Source organism: Pseudomonas sp. PDM01 (genome assembly GCF_014852325.1).
Taxonomy (GTDB): domain Bacteria; phylum Pseudomonadota; class Gammaproteobacteria; order Pseudomonadales; family Pseudomonadaceae; genus Aquipseudomonas; species Aquipseudomonas migulae.
Genome location: NZ_JACVBK010000001.1, coordinates 315166 through 332858 on the forward strand (window position 1 = coordinate 315166; position 17693 = coordinate 332858).

Annotated in this window: 18 protein-coding genes; 14 read left to right on the forward strand and 4 right to left on the reverse strand. The window is 59.3% G+C overall.

What is annotated here, in order from left to right; translation table 11 throughout:
- Positions 1 to 7: 7 nt before the first annotated feature.
- On the forward strand, positions 8 to 1180 hold the full coding sequence (locus IB246_RS01460; RefSeq protein ID WP_008038942.1) for a cupin domain-containing carboxymuconolactone decarboxylase family protein: 1173 nt from the start codon (positions 8 to 10) through the stop codon (positions 1178 to 1180).
- Here IB246_RS01460 and IB246_RS01465 read toward each other — a convergent pair.
- The gene (locus IB246_RS01465) at positions 1168 to 2061 is read right to left on the reverse strand and encodes a LysR family transcriptional regulator (protein WP_008038941.1); all 894 of its coding nucleotides are present in this window, start codon (positions 2059 to 2061) and stop codon (positions 1168 to 1170) included. The two genes, IB246_RS01460 and IB246_RS01465, sit on opposite strands and share 13 nt — an antisense overlap.
- A 91-nt stretch (positions 2062 to 2152) precedes the next feature.
- Positions 2153 to 3007: a LysR substrate-binding domain-containing protein gene (locus tag IB246_RS01470; RefSeq protein WP_008027147.1), complete on the reverse strand. Its 855-nt coding sequence runs from the start codon at positions 3005 to 3007 to the stop codon at positions 2153 to 2155.
- A 134-nt stretch (positions 3008 to 3141) separates the two neighbouring features.
- On the opposite strand from IB246_RS01470, the gene IB246_RS01475 reads away from it, so the two are divergent.
- The 5 genes from IB246_RS01475 to IB246_RS01495 are packed head-to-tail and all read left to right on the forward strand — an operon-like array spanning position 3142 to position 7854.
- A complete protein-coding gene (locus IB246_RS01475; RefSeq protein WP_008038940.1) occupies positions 3142 to 4194 on the forward strand; it encodes an agmatine/peptidylarginine deiminase in 1053 nt (350 codons plus the stop codon).
- 4 nt (positions 4195 to 4198) lie between these two features.
- Positions 4199 to 5107 carry an N-carbamoylputrescine amidase gene (gene aguB, locus IB246_RS01480; RefSeq protein ID WP_008038939.1) on the forward strand — a complete coding sequence of 303 codons (909 nt, stop codon included), beginning with the start codon at positions 4199 to 4201 and terminating at the stop codon, positions 5105 to 5107.
- A 1-nt stretch (position 5108) separates the two neighbouring features.
- On the forward strand, positions 5109 to 6206 hold the full coding sequence (locus tag IB246_RS01485; protein ID WP_008038937.1) for an extracellular solute-binding protein: 1098 nt from the start codon (positions 5109 to 5111) through the stop codon (positions 6204 to 6206).
- Between the two features lie 23 nt (positions 6207 to 6229).
- Positions 6230 to 7354, forward strand: coding sequence for an agmatine/peptidylarginine deiminase (locus tag IB246_RS01490; RefSeq protein ID WP_008038936.1), 1125 nt, complete (start codon positions 6230 to 6232; stop codon positions 7352 to 7354).
- 41 nt (positions 7355 to 7395) lie between these two features.
- A complete protein-coding gene (locus IB246_RS01495) occupies positions 7396 to 7854 on the forward strand; it encodes a metallophosphoesterase family protein (protein WP_008038935.1) in 459 nt (152 codons plus the stop codon).
- 101 nt (positions 7855 to 7955) lie between these two features.
- Here IB246_RS01495 and IB246_RS01500 read toward each other — a convergent pair whose 3' ends face one another.
- Positions 7956 to 8129 (reverse strand): hypothetical protein, encoded by a 174-nt coding sequence (locus IB246_RS01500; RefSeq protein ID WP_157222767.1) that lies wholly within the window; start codon positions 8127 to 8129, stop codon positions 7956 to 7958.
- Positions 8130 to 8249: 120 nt separating this feature from the next.
- Here IB246_RS01500 and IB246_RS01505 point away from each other — a divergent pair, with 120 nt between their 5' ends.
- From IB246_RS01505 to IB246_RS01540, 8 genes are all read left to right on the forward strand, one after another.
- Positions 8250 to 9143, forward strand: coding sequence for an amidohydrolase family protein (locus IB246_RS01505; protein WP_008038934.1), 894 nt, complete (start codon positions 8250 to 8252; stop codon positions 9141 to 9143).
- Positions 9144 to 9178: 35 nt separating this feature from the next.
- Entirely contained in the window at positions 9179 to 10144 is a 966-nt protein-coding gene (locus IB246_RS01510; protein WP_008038933.1) for an alpha/beta fold hydrolase, read from the forward strand.
- Between the two features lie 181 nt (positions 10145 to 10325).
- Positions 10326 to 11321 carry a GlxA family transcriptional regulator gene (locus IB246_RS01515; protein WP_008038932.1) on the forward strand — a complete coding sequence of 332 codons (996 nt, stop codon included), beginning with the start codon at positions 10326 to 10328 and terminating at the stop codon, positions 11319 to 11321.
- A gap of 337 nt (positions 11322 to 11658) precedes the next feature.
- A complete protein-coding gene (locus IB246_RS01520) occupies positions 11659 to 12348 on the forward strand; it encodes an ABC transporter permease (protein ID WP_008038931.1) in 690 nt (229 codons plus the stop codon).
- Positions 12345 to 13343, forward strand: a complete 999-nt coding sequence (locus IB246_RS01525) for an ABC transporter ATP-binding protein (RefSeq protein WP_008038926.1) — start codon at positions 12345 to 12347, stop codon at positions 13341 to 13343. Before IB246_RS01520 ends, IB246_RS01525 begins: the two co-directional genes overlap by 4 nt.
- 14 nt (positions 13344 to 13357) lie before the next feature.
- Positions 13358 to 14014: an ABC transporter permease gene (locus IB246_RS01530; RefSeq protein WP_177318172.1), complete on the forward strand. Its 657-nt coding sequence runs from the start codon at positions 13358 to 13360 to the stop codon at positions 14012 to 14014.
- A 54-nt stretch (positions 14015 to 14068) separates the two neighbouring features.
- Positions 14069 to 14950 carry a glycine betaine ABC transporter substrate-binding protein gene (locus IB246_RS01535; RefSeq protein ID WP_223553166.1) on the forward strand — a complete coding sequence of 294 codons (882 nt, stop codon included), beginning with the start codon at positions 14069 to 14071 and terminating at the stop codon, positions 14948 to 14950.
- Positions 14951 to 15030: 80 nt separating this feature from the next.
- Positions 15031 to 16575, forward strand: coding sequence for an amidase family protein (locus tag IB246_RS01540; protein ID WP_008038923.1), 1545 nt, complete (start codon positions 15031 to 15033; stop codon positions 16573 to 16575).
- Between the two features lie 144 nt (positions 16576 to 16719).
- On the opposite strand, the gene IB246_RS01545 is transcribed toward IB246_RS01540, so the two are convergent.
- Complete coding sequence (locus IB246_RS01545; RefSeq protein ID WP_008038922.1) at positions 16720 to 17604, reverse strand: LysR substrate-binding domain-containing protein; 885 nt, start codon at positions 17602 to 17604, stop codon at positions 16720 to 16722.
- Positions 17605 to 17693: the final 89 nt, after the last annotated feature.

Below are 17693 nucleotides of genomic sequence, written 5' to 3' on the forward strand. Positions count from 1 at the left end.
GGGCATTATGAAAAACACTCTTTTGGGGATCGCGGTTTGCGTCGCAGCGCCCTTCGCCAGCGCTGCGGCTGCTGAAAATGCCGGTGAGTCCCGGTCCGTTCAGCAGATCAGTCGCGCAGGCTCCCAATCTTCCACAGCGGGACCGGCGGATTACTTTACCGGGCAAGTGCGCGTCGACCCCTTGTTCCCCGTCACGAATGAAATCAATGCGTCCAGCGCCTACGTGTCCTTCGAGCCGGGGGCGCGTTCGGCCTGGCACACCCATCCCGCAGGCCAGCGATTGGTGGTGGTTTCCGGTGTGGGTTTGACCCAGGAGTGGGGCAAGCCTGTGCAGGAAATCCTCCCCGGCGACGTGATCGTCTGCCCGCCGGGCGTCAAGCATTGGCACGGTGCCGCACCGTCAAGTGCCATGACCCACCTGGCGGTGACCGGTGCTGTGAATGGCAAGAGTGTGGATTGGCTGGAGAAAGTCACCGACGATCAATACCGCGCCCACGAACCCGTGACGCCGACATCAATGTCCACCGAAAATCTCGCTTCCGAGGTGCTGTCCGCGAGGCAGCAAGCCATCCCGCTGATTGCTGCCCACATGGCCAGCAGCAACATGCCGGGGCTGAATGCTGCATTGAATCAGGGGCTGGACGCGGGCCTGACCGTCAGCGAGGCGAAGGAAATACTGGTGCAACTCTACGCCTACACCGGTTTTCCACGCAGTCTCAACGCACTTGGCGAGCTGATGAGGGTTGTGGAGGCGCGCAAGAAAAACGGCATCCAGGACGATCCGGGGCGCGAGCCCGGTCGTGTCATTCCCACCGGTGGTGAACTGCTGTCGGTGGGCAAGGCCAATCAGACCCGTATTGCCGGTGCGCCTGTTCAGGGCCCGCTGTTCGACTTCGCCCCTGTCATCAACCAGTACCTGCAGACGCATTTGTTCGGCGATATTTTCGAGCGCGACAACCTGGACTGGCAAAGTCGTGAGTTGGCCACGGTCGCAGCGTTGGCCGTCACTCCCGGTGTGGAGTCGCAGCTGCGTTCGCACATGGCCGCGAGCCTGCGGGTCGGCCTGAGCGTTTCGCAGTTGCACCAATTGGTCCGGCTGCTGGCGGAGCAAGGTCATGCCGATGCGGCCAAACGTGCCGACGCGGCGCTGAATGCTGCCCAGGCAAATCAGCCCAAATAGCGCAGGGCTTCGCGCAGCAGTGCGAAGGCGGGCGAGCTCTGGCGTCGGCTCGGGTAGTAGAGGTGGTACCCCGAGAACGGCTCGCACCAATCCGCGAGCACGCGAATCAACCGGCCTTGCGCAATATGCTCCTGCACCAGGTCTTCGGGCATATAGGCCAGCCCCAACCCCTGAAGGGCGGCCTCCATGCGCATGGCAATGTTGTTGAACACCATTTGGCCTTCGACGCGTACGTTCAGTTCTTGCCCATCCTTCTCGAACTCCCAGAGAAAGAGGCCGCCGTAGGTGGGCATGCGCAGCGTAATGCAGTTGTGCTGCATGAGGTCGCTTGGGATGTCTGGCTTTGAATGCCGGGCGAAATACGCTGGGGAGCCGACAACCGCCATGCGCATGTCGGGACCGATGCGCATGGCGATCATGTCTTTGGCGACCTGCTCACCCAACCGAACCCCGGCGTCGAAGCCTTCCGCCACAATGTCAGTCAGGCCGTAGTCGACGATGATTTCGATATTGAGATCGGGATTGTCGGGCAGCAGCTTCGCGAGTACCGGTTGCAGGACCGTAATCGCGGAATGCTCGCCGGCGGTAATACGCAGTTTGCCTGCGGGCTTGTCGCGGAATTCGCTGAGCAATGCCAGCTCGATGTCGATCTCTTCGAACCTTGGGGCGATCACTTTCAGCAGATGTTCGCCCGCTTCCGTGGGGGATACGCTGCGCGTGGTGCGAGACAGTAACCTGACGCCCAGTCGTTCCTCCAGCTGGCGCATGGCCCGGCTCAATGCGGGCTGTGACATGCCCAGCCTGGCAGCGGCGCGGGTGAAACTGCGCTCCTGCGCCACGGCCGAGAAGATCGCGAGTTGGTCGTAGCTTTCAACGGTCATTTGTACGTCCCTGGGTCACGTTTCCAAAGAGGAACGAGGAGCTTACCTTGAGGCCTGCGAAAGCGCTTTGCAGGATGTCGAAAAGACCGCGTCACGTCAGGTTGTTCAGCAGCCACTCGATGAAGCTTCGCGCCAACGGATTGTTCTCACTGTCCCGGTGCGTCAACAACGCCCAATTCGGCCCGCGAATGGTTTCCTCCACCAACGGTTGCAGCAGTCCGTTGTCACGCGCCTGTCGACTCAGCAGCTGGCTGACCAGTGCAATCCCTAACCCCGCGCACGCCGCGTCCAGCAGCAATCCAGGGTCGGAAAAATTCAAGCCCTGATCCTTCTGCCCCACATCGATGCCGGCCTCGACGTCCCAATGGCTCCAGTCCATTTCCCGCTCGCCGTGCAGGGTGGTGCGTTGCTCGATGGGCACGGCCAACACATCGGGGTGGCAGGCCGGATAGAGGCGATCGGCGTGCAGCACCTTGAAGCTGCATTCGGCCTGGGAGCTGATGTCATCGCGCACCGCGAGGTCGATGGTCTGGGTGGTCATGTCCGGGACTTCATCGGTGCTGAAAATCCACAGATCGACTTCCGGATGCTGCCGGCGAAAATCCCCCAGGCGTGGCAGCAGCCAATGACGAGCGAATGTCGGCGTGGTGTTGAGTACCAGTTGATTGGGCTTCTGGTATTGCCCGAGGCGACGAATGCCGACCGACAATTGCTGCAACAACGCTTGCGTGGTGCTGAGCAAATCGTGGCCGGCATCGGTCAGGCTGACGCTGCGTCCACTGCGAAAAAACAGCGGCTGTTCAAGGTACGCCTCAAGCGTTCGAATCTGCTGGCTGATCGCCGATTGGGTCAGGTGCAGCTCGTCGGCGGCCTTGTGAAAACTGCCCAGGCGGGCAGCCGCTTCAAAGCCGCGAAGGGTGCTGAGCGGGGGCCAGTGCTTGAGCATATTGATAAGTTCCTCTAATCACTTTTCTGCAAAATCCATCGTTTGTTAGCCCGTTTTTACAGCCGTAGCATGCATGCCAGGACCGCAAAGGTCATTTTCATTGAACACAATGACTTAACTCAAGGGCGATTGTCATGCAGCAGAACGAACTTCAGAACAGCGGCTGGTTGATGCCGGCAGAATGGGTAAAGCACGCAGCGACCTGGATGGTCTGGCCACACAATCAGGCACTCTGGGAGTCGGGTTGGCGCGTCACCCTGGCACAAGTGCAAAAGGACTTCGCCGGGGTAGCCAACGCCATCGCTCGTTTCGAACCGGTGAAAATGGTCGTTGATCCGTCGGCTGTCGCGAGTGCCAAGGCGCTTTGTGGGCCAAACATCGAACTGATCGAATTGGCGGTAAACGACAGTTGGTGCCGCGACTCCGGCCCAAGCTTCGTTTGCCACCCGCAACAAGGGCTGGCCGGTGTGAGCTGGCGTTTCAATGCGTGGGGCGGCAAGTCGGCGCACGATCTGGATGAAGGCCTGGCGCGCCGTGCACTCAATCACCTGGGCTTGCCGTGCTTCGGCACTCCGCTGAGTAACGAAGGCGGGGCGATCCATGTCGACGGCGAGGGCACGCTGATCACCACCGAGTCGGTGTTGCTCAACCCTAACCGCAACCCTGGGATGACCAAAACTGAAATGGAGGAGATTTTCACGCGTCTGCTGGGCGTGAAGAAAACCATCTGGCTGCCGGGTGATCCGGACTACGTGACCGGCGACATGACTGACGGCCATGTCGATGGCGTCTGCGCATTCGCACGCCCCGGCGTGTTGCTGGTGGACGCGACACACGACAAACAGTCGGTGTATGCCGAAGTGGCTCGCGAAAACCGCCGCGCGCTGGAACTGGCCACCGATGCCCAAGGCCGGAAGTTCGAGCTGATCGAACTCTATGAAGCCACCGATGCGGTGGACACTGAGGCTGAAGTGTTCTGCGCCTCGTACACCAATTTCTACATCGCCAACGACGCGATCATCATGCCGGCCTACGGCATCGATGCCGACCACGCAGCGGCCGAAGTGTTGGCCCAGGCATTCCCTGGGCGTGAAGTGGTGCCGGTGCGGATCAACCATCTGGCCCATGGCGGCGGCGGGGTGCATTGCATCACCCAGCAACAGCCTGCCTGGCCAGTGAAGGGTTGATGCCATGACTCTATTGACGATTGCTACCACCCAAATGCCCTGCACCTGGGATTTGCCGCGCAACCTCGACCTTGCCGAGCAGTTGGTTCGCGAGGCCGCGTCGAAGGGCGCTCAGGTCATCCTGTTGCAGGAGCTGTTTGCCACGCCGTATTTCTGCATCGAGCAAAGCCACAAACACTTGGCACTGGCCGAAGAATATCAATACAGCCGTGTACTCAAACGCTTTGCCGCGTTGGCCAAGGAGTTGGGCGTGGTGCTGCCGCTGAGCTGGTTCGAGAAGGCCGGCAACGCGTATTTCAACTCTCTGAGCGTGGCCGATGCCGACGGGCGCTTGCTGGGCGTGTATCGCAAGACTCACATCCCCAACGCCATCGGTTATCAGGAGAAGGAATACTTCAGCCCCGGCGATACCGGTTTCCGGGTCTGGGACACCGCGTTCGGGCGCCTCGGTGTGGGGATCTGCTGGGATCAGTGGTTCCCCGAGACCGCCCGTTGCCTGGCGTTGATGGGCGCTGAAGTCTTGTTGTTTCCCACCGCCATCGGTTCTGAACCTGGCTGCGCCGAGCTGGATTCCCGTGACCACTGGCAGATGACCATGCGTGGCCATGCGGCCGCGAACATCCTGCCGGTGGTGGCGGCCAATCGCGTCGGCCGAGAAGCGGCGACCACCGATCCGACCTTGCAAATGGGCTTCTATGGCTCGTCGTTCATCTGCAATCACAAAGGCAAAATGCTCGCCGAGGCCGACCGTGACAGCACCGGCGTGCTGGTGCACAGCCTGGACTTGAGCGCCATGCGCGAAGAGCGCCTGAGCTGGGGCATCTACCGGGACCGTCGCCCGGAGATGTACGGGGCGCTGTTGAGTCAGGACGGTCGCCACCTTCATGCACGCTGGAACACTCAAGGAGTTTGATATGGGCATTGCGCACACGTTGTTGCTCGGCACCTTGGGGTTGGCACTGGCCTCGTCGTCGCTGCACGCCGAAGAGAAAACCCTCAGACTGTACAACTGGGCCGATTATTTTGCCGAGGACACGCTGGCGAAATTCACCGCTGAAACCGGGATCAAAGTGATCTATGACGTCATGGATGGCAGCGAAACGCTGGAAGCCAAGATGCTCGCCGGTGGCAGCGGTTATGACCTGATCTTCCCCGGCGACACGGTGGCCGAACGCTTGATGCGCGCCGGCAGCCTGCTGCCGCTGGACCGCAGCAAACTCACCGCGCTGAACGACATCGAGCCCGGATTGCAGAAACTGCGCAGGCAGTATGAAACCTCGAGTCAGGCCACCGTGCCTTACACGTGGGGCACCATCGGCCTGACCTACAATGATGAGCAGATCAAACAGCGCTTGCCCGATGCGCCGGTCAACAGCCTCGATATGTTGTTCAAGCCGGAGCTGGCCAGCAAATTTGCCGACTGCGGTATTTCGATGATTGACTCACCGGACGAAGTGCTTGCCGTGGTCCTCAATTACCTCGGTCGGGAACCGCGCAGCGCCAAGCCCGAAGACCTCGCGGCGGCGAGTGAATTGCTGATGAAACTGCGGCCACACATTCGCAAGTTCCAGTCGCAGCCGGTGACCGATCTGGTGAACGGCAACCTGTGCGTGTCGCTCGGTTACAGCGGCGACATGACCCAGGCGCAACGGACGTCAGACAGCGCCGGCAAAAGCACCCGATTCGAGTACCGCATCCCCCGTGAAGGCACCACCGTGTGGATGGACACCATGGCGATTCCGGTCGATGCGAAACATCCGGAGTACGCTTATGCGTTCATCAACTTCGTCATGCAACCACAGAACATGGCCGACATCAGTAACTTCACCGGCTACCCGACCTCCAACGCCAAGGCGCGGCCGAGCGTCGATGCGACCATGCGCAACAACCCGGACATCTATCTTGATGAAGCCACCTATGCGCGGCTGATTCCGGGCAAGGACATCCCCCAATCCGATATGCGCGCGCGGATGCGCACCTGGACCAAGTTCAAGACGGCCACCGCAAAATGAGTTCACTTTCCAAGGATCAATACATGTCGACGCGTCGCGAGTTCATCAAGCAGGTTTCGGTCGTGGCGGGGATGGGGGCGGTTGCCTCCATCGGATTTGGCCTGACGCCTTTGTCCGCGCACGCAGCCACCCAAGTCGGTTGGCGCATGCCGGATGAGGGCGATCGCCACGAGCAAGCCTTCATTGCTTTTGGTGCGCAAGAGGCGATCTGGGAGGATTTCACCGCCGACGTGCAAGCGGCCATTGGCCTGATTGCGCGCACCATCGCCCGCCATGAACCGGTTACCGTTTTCTGTCGCGAGCACGAGCGGAGCCTGGCCGAAGAACATTGCGGCAAGAGCGACATCACCTACGTCGTCACCGAACTCGACGACATCTGGATGCGCGACATCGGCGCCAACTTCGTCATTGATGACAAGGGCGTACTTGGCGCCGTGGATTTCAACTTCAATGGCTGGGGCAACAAACAGCAGCACAGCGAAGATGCGCAACTGGCGGCACAGGTGGCCGACGCCACGGATGCGCGTTACCTGCGCAGCGAACTGGTGGGCGAGGGCGGCGGTATCGAAGTGGATGGTCACGGCACCGGGATCATGACCGAGAGCAGCTGGATCAATAAAAATCGCAACCCGGACTGGAGCAAGGCCGAGGTCGAGGAGGAACTGAAAGCCCGCTTGGGCCTGCGCAAAATCATTTGGCTGCCGGGCATCAAGGGCAAGGACATCACCGATGCCCATGTCGATTTCTACGCCCGTTTCGTCAAGCCTGGCGTGGTGATCGCCAACCTCGACAACGACCCCGAGTCATACGATTACAAGGTCACGCGGGCTCATCTGGACATTCTGAAAAATGCCACGGATGCCGATGGCCGCAAGTTGCAGGTGCATACGGTGTCGCCGCCGCTCAATCCACGAAAGAGCAGGTTCAACCGCAACAACCCGGATTTTGCAGCCGGCTATATCAACTACTTCGTGATCAACGACGCGGTGATTGCGCCGGAGTTTGGTGACAAGGCGGCAGATGCCAAAGCCTTTGATCTGTTGTCCGGGCTCTATCCGGATAGAGAGGTGGTGCAGCTCAACATCGACGCGATCTCGGCCGGCGGTGGCGGTATTCATTGTGTGACCAGTCATCAGCCGTTGGTTTAGTCTGCGATGCTCCACTGCTTGAGCCTGGTCGGGAGCTTTGTATGAAGGTTGGCGTGATTTCCGATACCCATGGATTGCTCCGCCCTGAGGCCCTTGCGGCTTTGGAGGGGTGTGAACGGATCATCCATGCGGGCGACATCGGTAGCTCCGAAATCCTTGAGCAGCTTGGGGCAATCGCTCCACTGCATGTCGTGCGCGGGAACAATGATCTTGATGCTTCCTGGGCAACGGATCTAGCAGATTGCCTGCGTTTCGACCTCAACGGGTGGGAGGCGTTGCTGGTGCATGACCTCGCCGATGTCCCGGCCGTGCTCGATGCGACGGTCAAACTGGTGATCACCGGCCATTCGCACAAGCCGTGCATCGAATGGCGCGGTGAAGTGCTATATCTCAATCCAGGCAGTGCGGGGCGCAGGCGCTTCAAACTGCCGGTGACGCTGGCGTTGCTGGAGGTATTCGAGACTGCTTTAGAACCGCGCCTGGTCTCGCTGTTGGAGTGAAGTGCGCGAAGCAAAAAACGGTTCGTTGGGTGCGCTCTACCGCAAGTCGGTACTGAAGTTCGAGGGAGAGGGCCTGCTGATCTTTCGATTTGGCAGCAAGCTCAGGACAACAAATTTTCGCCATCCCCCAAACCGACAGTAAGTCCATCAGTTGGTCGAAGCTTTTTTTCATGTTGTTCAATTTCCGCCCGCAATGCAGCAGCGCCGCTGCCTTCAAGCGCAATCAGTAGCGCCGAGAGCAAATCCGGCCATCCCGGTCCAGGCGCTGTTTCCATAGTCCTCCGTACCCGTCAAATCGCACATGGCGAAATTTTGATACTACACGTCGGGTTGACGGGAGCGACGAAGCGCTGACGACGATTATTGTTTTCGCACAAAAGCAGGAAACAATAATCATGCTGCCGTCGAACAAAAGAATTGATAGTCACGTTCACTTTTACACGTCGGATGATCTTCGCCGGGTGGCTGGCTCGCTGCCTTACACCTTGCCTGAACCGCATCCGCTGACGACTTATCTGGACAAGCTGATTGATGCCGGAGTGGTTCCGACAGTCATTAACAATGTCCATCTAAGTATCCTGCCTGATTCAGAAAACGTGTTTGCTTCGTTTGATGAACTGAAGAGTCTCCAGGCTGCGAATCCTTCGCGCTATGAGGACGTCAGGTTGGTCGGGACGATCAAGGCCGAACCCGCTTACGCCACCAAAGAACGCCTTTCGCACCCGCAGGTTATCGGCGCGCGAATCGTTCTGCACGATGCCAGGCCTGAAACGGTTTCCGATACGCGCTTCAGTGATGAGCAATGGTCGGCGTTTTATGCGCGTCTGTTACCGCACCAGCACCTGCACATTTATGCGAAAGAGGCCGAGACCAATCTGCGCGTATTGCGCCAGATCCCTGACGATGTGCGCGTCATCATCGATCATCTGGGCAGCTGCCACAGCGAGCGCGGCGCCACGGAGCCGGCCTACCTTGCGCTACTTGCCGAGGCGGGAAGGCGAGGCAACGTGTGGTTCAAGGGGCCGGGCTATCGCACCTCGGTCTCTCCCGTGGAAACCGCACGTTTCGTCACGCAAATAATCAGCGCCCTCGGCGCCGACAAGATTCTCCTGGAAGCCACCGACGCCCCTCATGTGGGAACCGACAACAACGGTGTGGCGTATTCCGAGCTGTTTGATTTGCCCAGCGCTTTCGATTTCGTCGATGCCGTTGCGCAGCTTGTTTCTACAGAAACCCGAATTCCCGTTGGCCAACTTCTTCGAGGAGCTTCTGGCCAGTTGGTTAGTTGATCTACGCCCACACTCACACTTCGAGATACCCAGCGATGACGAACATCATTACCCAAGAAATCAACTTTGCCGTTCAGTACGGCGATGAAACCCTGAGCCTCAAAGGCACGGTCTTTCAGCCAGAACAAATCGACGCGGCACTTCCACCCGTCATCTTCAACTCCGGCTTCACCGGCGGCGTCACCATGTACGGTCAGCTGTTCGGCCGTGCCCTGGCGGCCCGGGGCTATCGAGTCATGACGTATGACGTGGCGGGTTTCTTTTCCAACAAATACATCCGCAACACGATTAAGGCCGCAGGCATCGAGATCACCGATGTCAGCCTGGAAGACCAGAAGGATGAAGTCCTCGGCGCCGTAGCCTGGGCACGAGACAATTTTGGCGAGATGCCAGTCGTGGCGTCCTGGGCGATGGGCTCGACTGCGAGCCTCGGCGCGGTGGCTGAACTCGCCGCAGCGGGTGGCGAGCAGATCCGGTTTTGGGTGCCGATGAGCTACACCAACATCAGCAAGTTGCAAGCCTTGCGCACCGACAAAGCCGCCGCCGACGCTGCGATCCAGCAATTGGCGGATGACGCGCCGATCCCGCCGTTTGATACCGGGACCGAATCGACTCGTCTGGGTTATTACCCGCTCGATCCTGAAACCCAGGCCTACGTTGATCAGCAACTGGGCGGCTACACCGAAGCGGGCGGCGCCGACCGTTGGCCTGGCTGCACGCATGTGACGGCAAAATCCTACAAGTCCTATGTGGCGTATGACCCGGAGCAGTCCATCGAGGGGGCAAAAGGCTTCCCGCCAGCGCTGATCATCCACGGCGCCGAGAACACCCTGCACATGCCGTCGGAATCCGAGCGTCTGCACCGGCACTACCCGGGTGATGCAGGTGCGGGTGCGCTGATCATCCCGCACATGCAGCATGGCCAGCAGAATCAGGTCGACAGCCCTGTTTTCAAATCGATGATCCAGAGCATCGACGAAGCGATCCGCGCGCGCAGCTGATCTGCTCGCCACTCTCCTGCGGGACCTTGCAATGAGGTCTCGCAGCGTTCGTCGTTGCGAGGAATCGATCTGGCTGAATGCGTGCCGAGGCCCTAACATAGCGTGTCCAAAGCCACTCCCTCGGGCTGGCCTGAGCCGTGATGTCTGAACGGCTGGACCCACTCATGACAAGGATCTGGCGATGACAAGCCCCATTGAAGCAGCGACGCCAGTGAACGGTTACACAACCAAGCGAATCGGCCTGCTCATACTCCCTCAGTTTTCCATGATGGCATTGGCTGGCGCCAGCGAGCCGCTGCGGGCGGCGAACCGGCTTTCCGGGAAAACGCTGTATGAGTGGACCCTGCTCACGGAGTCCGGCGGGCCGGTCAGTTCCAGCAGTGGTATCGAAATCCAGACCGTGCCGATTGATCAAGCGCCCGAGGTCGATCGCGTTTTTGTCCTGGCGAGCCTGGACATCGAACATCAGAAACCGCCGAAAATGCTGCGCTTTCTACAGCGCGCTGCGTCCCGTGGCGTCACCGTTGGCGCACTGAGTACCGGTACGTTCATTCTTGCCCGTGCCGGGCTGTTGGAAGGGAAGCGGTGCACGTTGCACTGGGAGTCCATCGGTCAATTTGCCGAAGAGTTTCCCACCATCGAAGTCACCAAAGAACTGTACGTCAACCATGGAAATCGCTGGACCTGCGCCGGAGGGACGGCGGCCATCGACCTGATGCTGGCGCAGATCGCGCTGGATTTCGGTAACCCGCTGGCCGCGAGCATCGCCGAGCAATTTCTGCACGCACGGATACGGGCGCCGGAAGAACATCAGCGGATGTCGATCCAGTGGCGGTTCGGGATTCACGATCGACGGCTCACGGCGGCCATTGCCGCCATGGAAGACAACCTGGAAAACATTGTCGGCATCGAAGAGATCGCCGACCGGTGCAATCTGTCCCATCGTCAGCTGGAGCGCTTGTGGCACCAGCACTTCGGGATGACCCCGAAAAAATTCTATCTGGAGCTCAGGCTCAACGAAGCACGCCGGTTGCTGCGTGAAAGCACCCAGCCCATTGCGTCCATTGCCTACAGCTGCGGCTTCGTTTCTGCCTCGCATCTGGGGGCCGCCTACCGTCGCGTGTGGGGATGCACGCCGGGTGAAGAGCGGCGGAAATTTGATGATGCCCATTCCTGATTTCAGCCCTTGGTAAATTGGCGTCAATCCCTCGCCAACCCCCACCGAGCAATCCTCCCCGCAAAACCCAATAGCTAGCTAATGACTTGGCCCGACAGCAGGTGCGCACTGGCGGGCCTGGGTGATTTGGCGATCCTGTATGCTTTCTTCATGACTCGATCCTTCACATCGCACCGCACGCGGTCGGGTCTCGTGACGTCGGTTTTTTGATAGAAATCGTCGAACTCAAAGCGCAGGCTCCGTTCGTGAGCGCGGTAAGGTTCCTTACAAATCCGGCGTCCACTTCCAGATGCTCAGCCGGCAAAAACAACAATGACGTAAAGAAGGCCTATCAACCATGGAAACCTTGAGTTTCATTCTGGAAAACGGCGGGCTGATCAGCCTGCTCCTCGGACAGCACCTGCTCATCGTGGCGGTAGCGGTGGGGCTGGCGATTCTGACCGGCGTGCCTGTCGGGATCGCGATATCCCAGCACCCCAGAACCCGCCGGTGGGTCCTGGCCTTCGCCGCTGTGCTGATGACCATTCCTTCTGCCGCGCTGTTCGGGCTGATGATTCCGGTCTTGTCCCTGATTGGCTATGGGATCGGCGTTGTACCGGCGGTCATTGCGCTGTTTCTGTATTCGCAGTTGCCCATCATCCGCAACACCACCACCGCGATCTCCAATATCGATCCTGCCTTGCGCGAAGCGGCAATCGGGATGGGCATGTCCACCTGGCAACGGCTGCGCAAGGTCGAGCTGCCGATTGCGGTCCCTCTGATCATGGCCGGCGTCAGGATGGCTACGGTCATCAACATCGGGATCGCCGCCATCGCCGCCTACATCGGCGCCGGTGGTCTGGGCAGCCTGATCATTCGCGGCATCGCCCAATCGGATACCCGGCAGCTGCTGGCTGGCGCCATCGTCATCAGCGTCATTGCCATTGCGGCTGACTATGCCCTGTACGCCTTGCAGTGCCTCCTGACGCCGAAAGGCCTGAACAAGAACAAAGTGGCCACTGGCCGAATGAAGGAAGCGACGACGTGATCCAGATCGAAAACCTGAACAAAAAATTTGGCTCAATCACCGCCGTAGAAGATGTCTCGTTCAACGTTGAAGAGGGACAGATCTGCGTACTGCTCGGGCCGTCGGGCTGTGGCAAAACCACGACGCTGAAGATGATCAACCGCCTGATCACGCCCACGTCGGGCACCATCAGAATCGGTGGTCGCGATACGGCCGAACTGGACAGCGTCACGCTCAAGCGATCCATCGGCTACGTGATCCAGCAAGTCGGTTTGTTCCCGAACATGACCGTCGAGGAAAACATTTGCGTCGTCCCCAATCTGCTGGGATGGGACAAGACCAAAAGCCGCAAGCGAGCGGCGGAATTACTGGAAGTGGTCGCGCTGGATCCGTCGAAATTCCTCAAGCGCTACCCGTGTGAGCTCTCGGGTGGCCAACAGCAGCGCGTCGGGGTTGCCCGCGCCTTGGCTGCGGACCCGCCGGTGATGTTGATGGACGAGCCATTTGGTGCGATCGACCCGATCAACCGGGACGTGATCCAGGACGAGTTCATGCGCATCCAGCGCCAGGTCGGGAAGACCGTGCTCTTTGTCAGTCACGACATCGACGAAGCCGTGAAGATGGCGGACTGTGTCGCGCTGTTCCACAACGGCAAGATCGAGCAGTTCGGCAGCTCGGACGACCTGCTGGCCCGGCCCAACAGCGAGTTCGTGGCGAATTTCATGGGCGGCGACCGGATCATGAAACGCCTGCGACTGCTGCGGGCGGCGGATGTCGCCAGCAAGATCCCGCCGAGGGAACAGATGCAGATCGTGGGCGGCAACAGCGCCATCTCCACACGCTCGCAACTGGTGGTGAAGCCCGGGGATGACTTGCGCCAGGTGCTTTCGCAGCTACTGGGGCGCGGCCAGGACTGGGCGCTGTGCAACGACAGCGACGGGCGCTTTATCGGCTACGTCCATCAGACCGACATCCTGGCAAGGCTTGTCGACAACATTACTCCGGCGGTGCACTGACGATGTCTGACTTGATGATCAGATTTTGGCAAGGGCTTCAGTTTTACTGGGGCGATATCAGCTACCTCACGGTTCAGCATCTGCAGATCGTGGCCATCAGTGGCGTCCTGGCGCTGGCGGTAGCGCTGCCACTCGGCGTCTGGATGAGCCGTCCCGCGAACCAGCGCTACGCCATGGCCAGCATGCAGTTCCTCAATGTCGGGCAGGCGATACCCAAGCTCGCACTGCTGGCGTTGGCCATGAGCTTCATCGGCGTAGGCAGTGGCGCGGCCATCATCGGCTTGTTTGTCGCGACGTTGTTGCCGGTGGCGGTCAACACCTATGAAGGGTTGCGCGCGGTGCCGCAGCACTTGGTGGAGGCGGCCGAGGCCATGGGCATGACGCCTGCGCAAACCCTGTGGAAAGTCGAAATCCCGAATGCGATGAACGTGATTTTCGCCGGCATCCGCACGGCGCTCGCCATCAACGTCGGTACCGCGCCGCTGGCCTTTCTGGTCGGCGGAGGAGGGCTGGGCGAGTTGATCTTTACCGGCATCGACCTGAACGACTTCGGCATGATGTTGGCCGGTGCCGCGTCAACCGCGCTGTTGGCGATTGCGGTCGACCTGTCGTGCGGTTTGATCCAGAACGTTGCCGTGTCGCGGGGCTTGAGGTTGGCCGGGCGCGAATGAATTAGAAAACCATCGATAAAAACCAATAATACGAGGTGCACCATGATTCATCGAATGCTAGTCAGTCTGATCTGTACGCTGAGTCTTGTTTCAGGTGTCGTGGGCAGTGCTTCTGCCAACAGCACGATAGTGGTCGGCGGCAAGAAGTTCACCGAACAGCAGCTGGTGGCGGAAATGACCACGCAATTGTTGCGCGCCAATGGCTACAACGTCGATAAGCGCCCGGATTTGGGTTCGTCGGTATTGCGCGCGGCGCAAGAGAACGGTCAGGTCGACGTGTATTGGGAATACACCGGCACGTCGCTGATCACTTACAACAAAGTCATGGACAAGCTGAGTGCCGAGGAAACGTATAAGAAGATCAGCACCCTTGACGCAGAGAAGGGCATCACGTGGTTGAACCCTTCAAAAGCCAACAACACTTACGCATTTGCCATGCGTAAGGACGAGGCCGATAAAGATGGCATCGTCTCGATCAGCGATCTGGCGAAAAATATCGGAGCAGGCAAAGTCTATAAATTCGCCTCCAATGCTGAGTTCTTTTCGCGGCCCGATGGCTTGCAGCCTCTTCAAAAGACCTACGACTTTGAGTTCGAACGCAAGAACGTCGTGCGTATGGACGGTGGGCTGACCTATCAGGCGCTTCGGGATGGCCAGGTGAATGTGGCGTTGGTGCTGTCGACTGACGGGCGGATTCCAGCCTTTGGCTTTGTTGTGCTGAAGGACGATAAAGGCTTTTTCCCAAGCTATGCGCTGACGCCGGTGATTCGTACTGAAGTCTTCAAAGAGAATCCGAAGATCGGCGAATTGCTCAATGCGCTCTCTTCCAAACTGGACGACGAAACCATTGCCGGCCTCAACTCCCGGGTCGACGTTGGTCGTGAGTCGATCGAGAGCGTGTCCAAGGAATTCCTGCAGCACAGCAAGTTGCTCTAATTCATGCATCACACACATTAACTGTAGGAGCCGGCTTGCTGCGGGCCCTACAGGGGACGCGTTCGCCTGGAGAATCATTAATGCAGTCGATTAAAAAGTTCGTGGCATGGTCATTCGTGATGTTTGCGGCAAGTGCTCAGGCCGATGTCGCCATCGACCACATGACGCTCGCCGATATGCGGCAGGCGTTGAACAACGGGACGATCACTTCCGAGCAACTGGTCAGGCATTACCTGGATAACATTCGCGCCAACAATCACCAGGGCCAAAACATCAACGCGCTGGTGACGATCAATGAAGCAGCGATCGAGCAGGCGCGGAAATGGGATGCCCAACGAGCCAAAAATCCCACTGCTCAATATGCGCCTCTGGCCGGAATTCCATTTGTCGCGAAGGACAACTTTGATACCCGCGGCATGGTCACCTCTGGTGGTTCTTATGTGTTGCGTTCCTCTCTGCCGAACCAGGATGCCTTCACCGTCAAGAAGCTGATCGACGGGCAAGCGATTCTTCTCGGTAAAGCCAACATGTCCGAACTGGCTGCATCCTTTGGCTGGTTTGGCTACAGCTCGTTTGGCGGGCAGACGCTGAATCCCAACAACACCAAGCGCGATGCGTCTGGCTCCAGCAGCGGCTCGGCTGCGGCGGTGGCGGCGAAATTTGCGCCTTTTGCGTTGGGGTCGGATACCAGCGGGTCGATCCGGGCGCCGGCCAGCGTCACCGGTACCGTGGGCTTTCGACCTTCGCTCGGGCTGATCAGTCGCAGCGGCATCATTCCGCTGTCGCTCGCGTTCGATACCGGTGGAGTGATCACCCGCAGTGTGGTGGATCAGGCAATCGTACTGGATGCGATCAAGGGCCAGGACAACAGCGATTCCGCGACTCTCGACGTGGCTTCAGACCGCATACAGTTTGAGCAAGCGCTGGACCGTACCTCACTGAAAGGCAAGACCATCGGGGTCATCACAAATTTCAAGGGCGCAAACCCTGAGGTGGATGCGGTTTTCACGGCCGCTCAGGAAACGCTTGCCAAGCGGGGGGCTCATGTCGTTGCCATTGACCTGCCAAAGGGCTTTGAAACGCTTTGGAGCGATGTGCTGGGGCCGGTGGGAGAGAGCGAATTCAAGCCGCAATTCGAACGCTACCTGGCAACCCTCGGTGCCAACCAACCGCGGACGCTGGAAGGGTTTCTGGGGCTTGCCAGGAAAAATCAGGCCGAAAATGGTCCGCACGGAATGAACCCGGCGCGCCTGGCCGGGCTGGAAGCGCTATCGAAAACCAATAGCACCGATTCGCCGTTGTACATCTCGATCCTCTCCAGAAAGATTCCGCAATTGCGTGCGCAACTGATGGGCATCATGCAGAAGAACAAAGTGGACAGCCTGTTTTTCGCGACCATCAATTGCCCGGCGTCGGTGGTTCATGGCGTGACGGATGACAGTTACGTCTGCAAGGCCGGTGATACCTATGCGTCTTCGTACATTGCCTCCGCGACCGGGTTCCCCGAGATCACGGTTCCTGCGGGCACCATAAAGGGCAATTTGCCGGTGGGTGTTTCGTTCCTGGGCGGCTATGGGGAAGACGCCAAGGTGGTGAGTTTCGGGTACTCGTTTCTTGAGCGGTAGGTTTGCCTGATGCACCGCGTTGTCTGGATCGCCAGCAAGCCGGCTCCTACAGGATTGGGGTGAGGCTGGGTCTTGTGTGCGCCGCTGCACTGTAGGAGCCGGCTTGCTGGCGATGCAGACGACGCGGTGCATCGGCGGACGCCGTCATATCTGCGCCAGCAACCAGGTACGGAACGCGATCAGCGACGGCAGCCTTTCGTTGCGCGGTGGATAGGTCAGGTAGTAACTGCGCTGGCTGGCGAAGGGTTGGTCCAGGCTGATCAACTCGGCGTTGGCCAGTTCGTCGGTCACCAGGATGCGTGGCACCAGACCGATACCGATGCCCGCTCTCACGGCCTGGATCAAGTGTGAAGTGAGTTCGAAACTCGGCCCCAGCCGCATCATTCGATGGGGCAGGCCGTGGTGGCTGAACCACTCGCCCCAGACGTTGGCGTTGTTCGCGACGTTGAGCAGCGTCTGTCCGCCGATGCGTTCCGGGGTCCAGGCGTCATGGGCCTCGGCCGCTTCTGGAGAAATGATCACCATCAATTCTTCCGTGTGCAGGCGATGGCTGATCAGGCCCGGCGAGTCGGCCGTGCCGACGACGATTGCGGCATCGATGCCACTGGTTTCGAAGTCGATGGCTTCGATCCGGGAGTTGATGTGCACCAGCATGCCGGGATGGGTTTTGTAGAAGTCATGAAGACGCGGCAATAACCACTTCGAACCGAACGTGGGCAATGTGGCCAGGCGCAAGGTGCCGCTGCCTGACTGATAAGCCAGCGCCTGCAATGTGGCGCTGCGGATGCGCCCGAGTGCGTCGCTCATTTCTCGCTGGTAAAGACGACCGACGTCGGTCAATTGCACCTGCCGACCTTCGCGACGAAACAGCGTCAGGCCCAGTTGCTGCTCCAGCGCCTGGACTTGCCTGCTGACGGCGCTTTGGGTCAGTGACAGCTCCAGCGCGGCGCGGGTATAGCTTTCATGCCGGGCGGCGGCTTCAAAAGCCAGCAGCAAGGACATGGACGGGGTGAGATGGCGGTAATTCATTCGTAAAAGTCATCGATAGCGGCAGGATTATCCGTTTGTCCGGCACCAAAACCTACAGGATCATTGGCTTAGCCGACGACCTGAGGCTG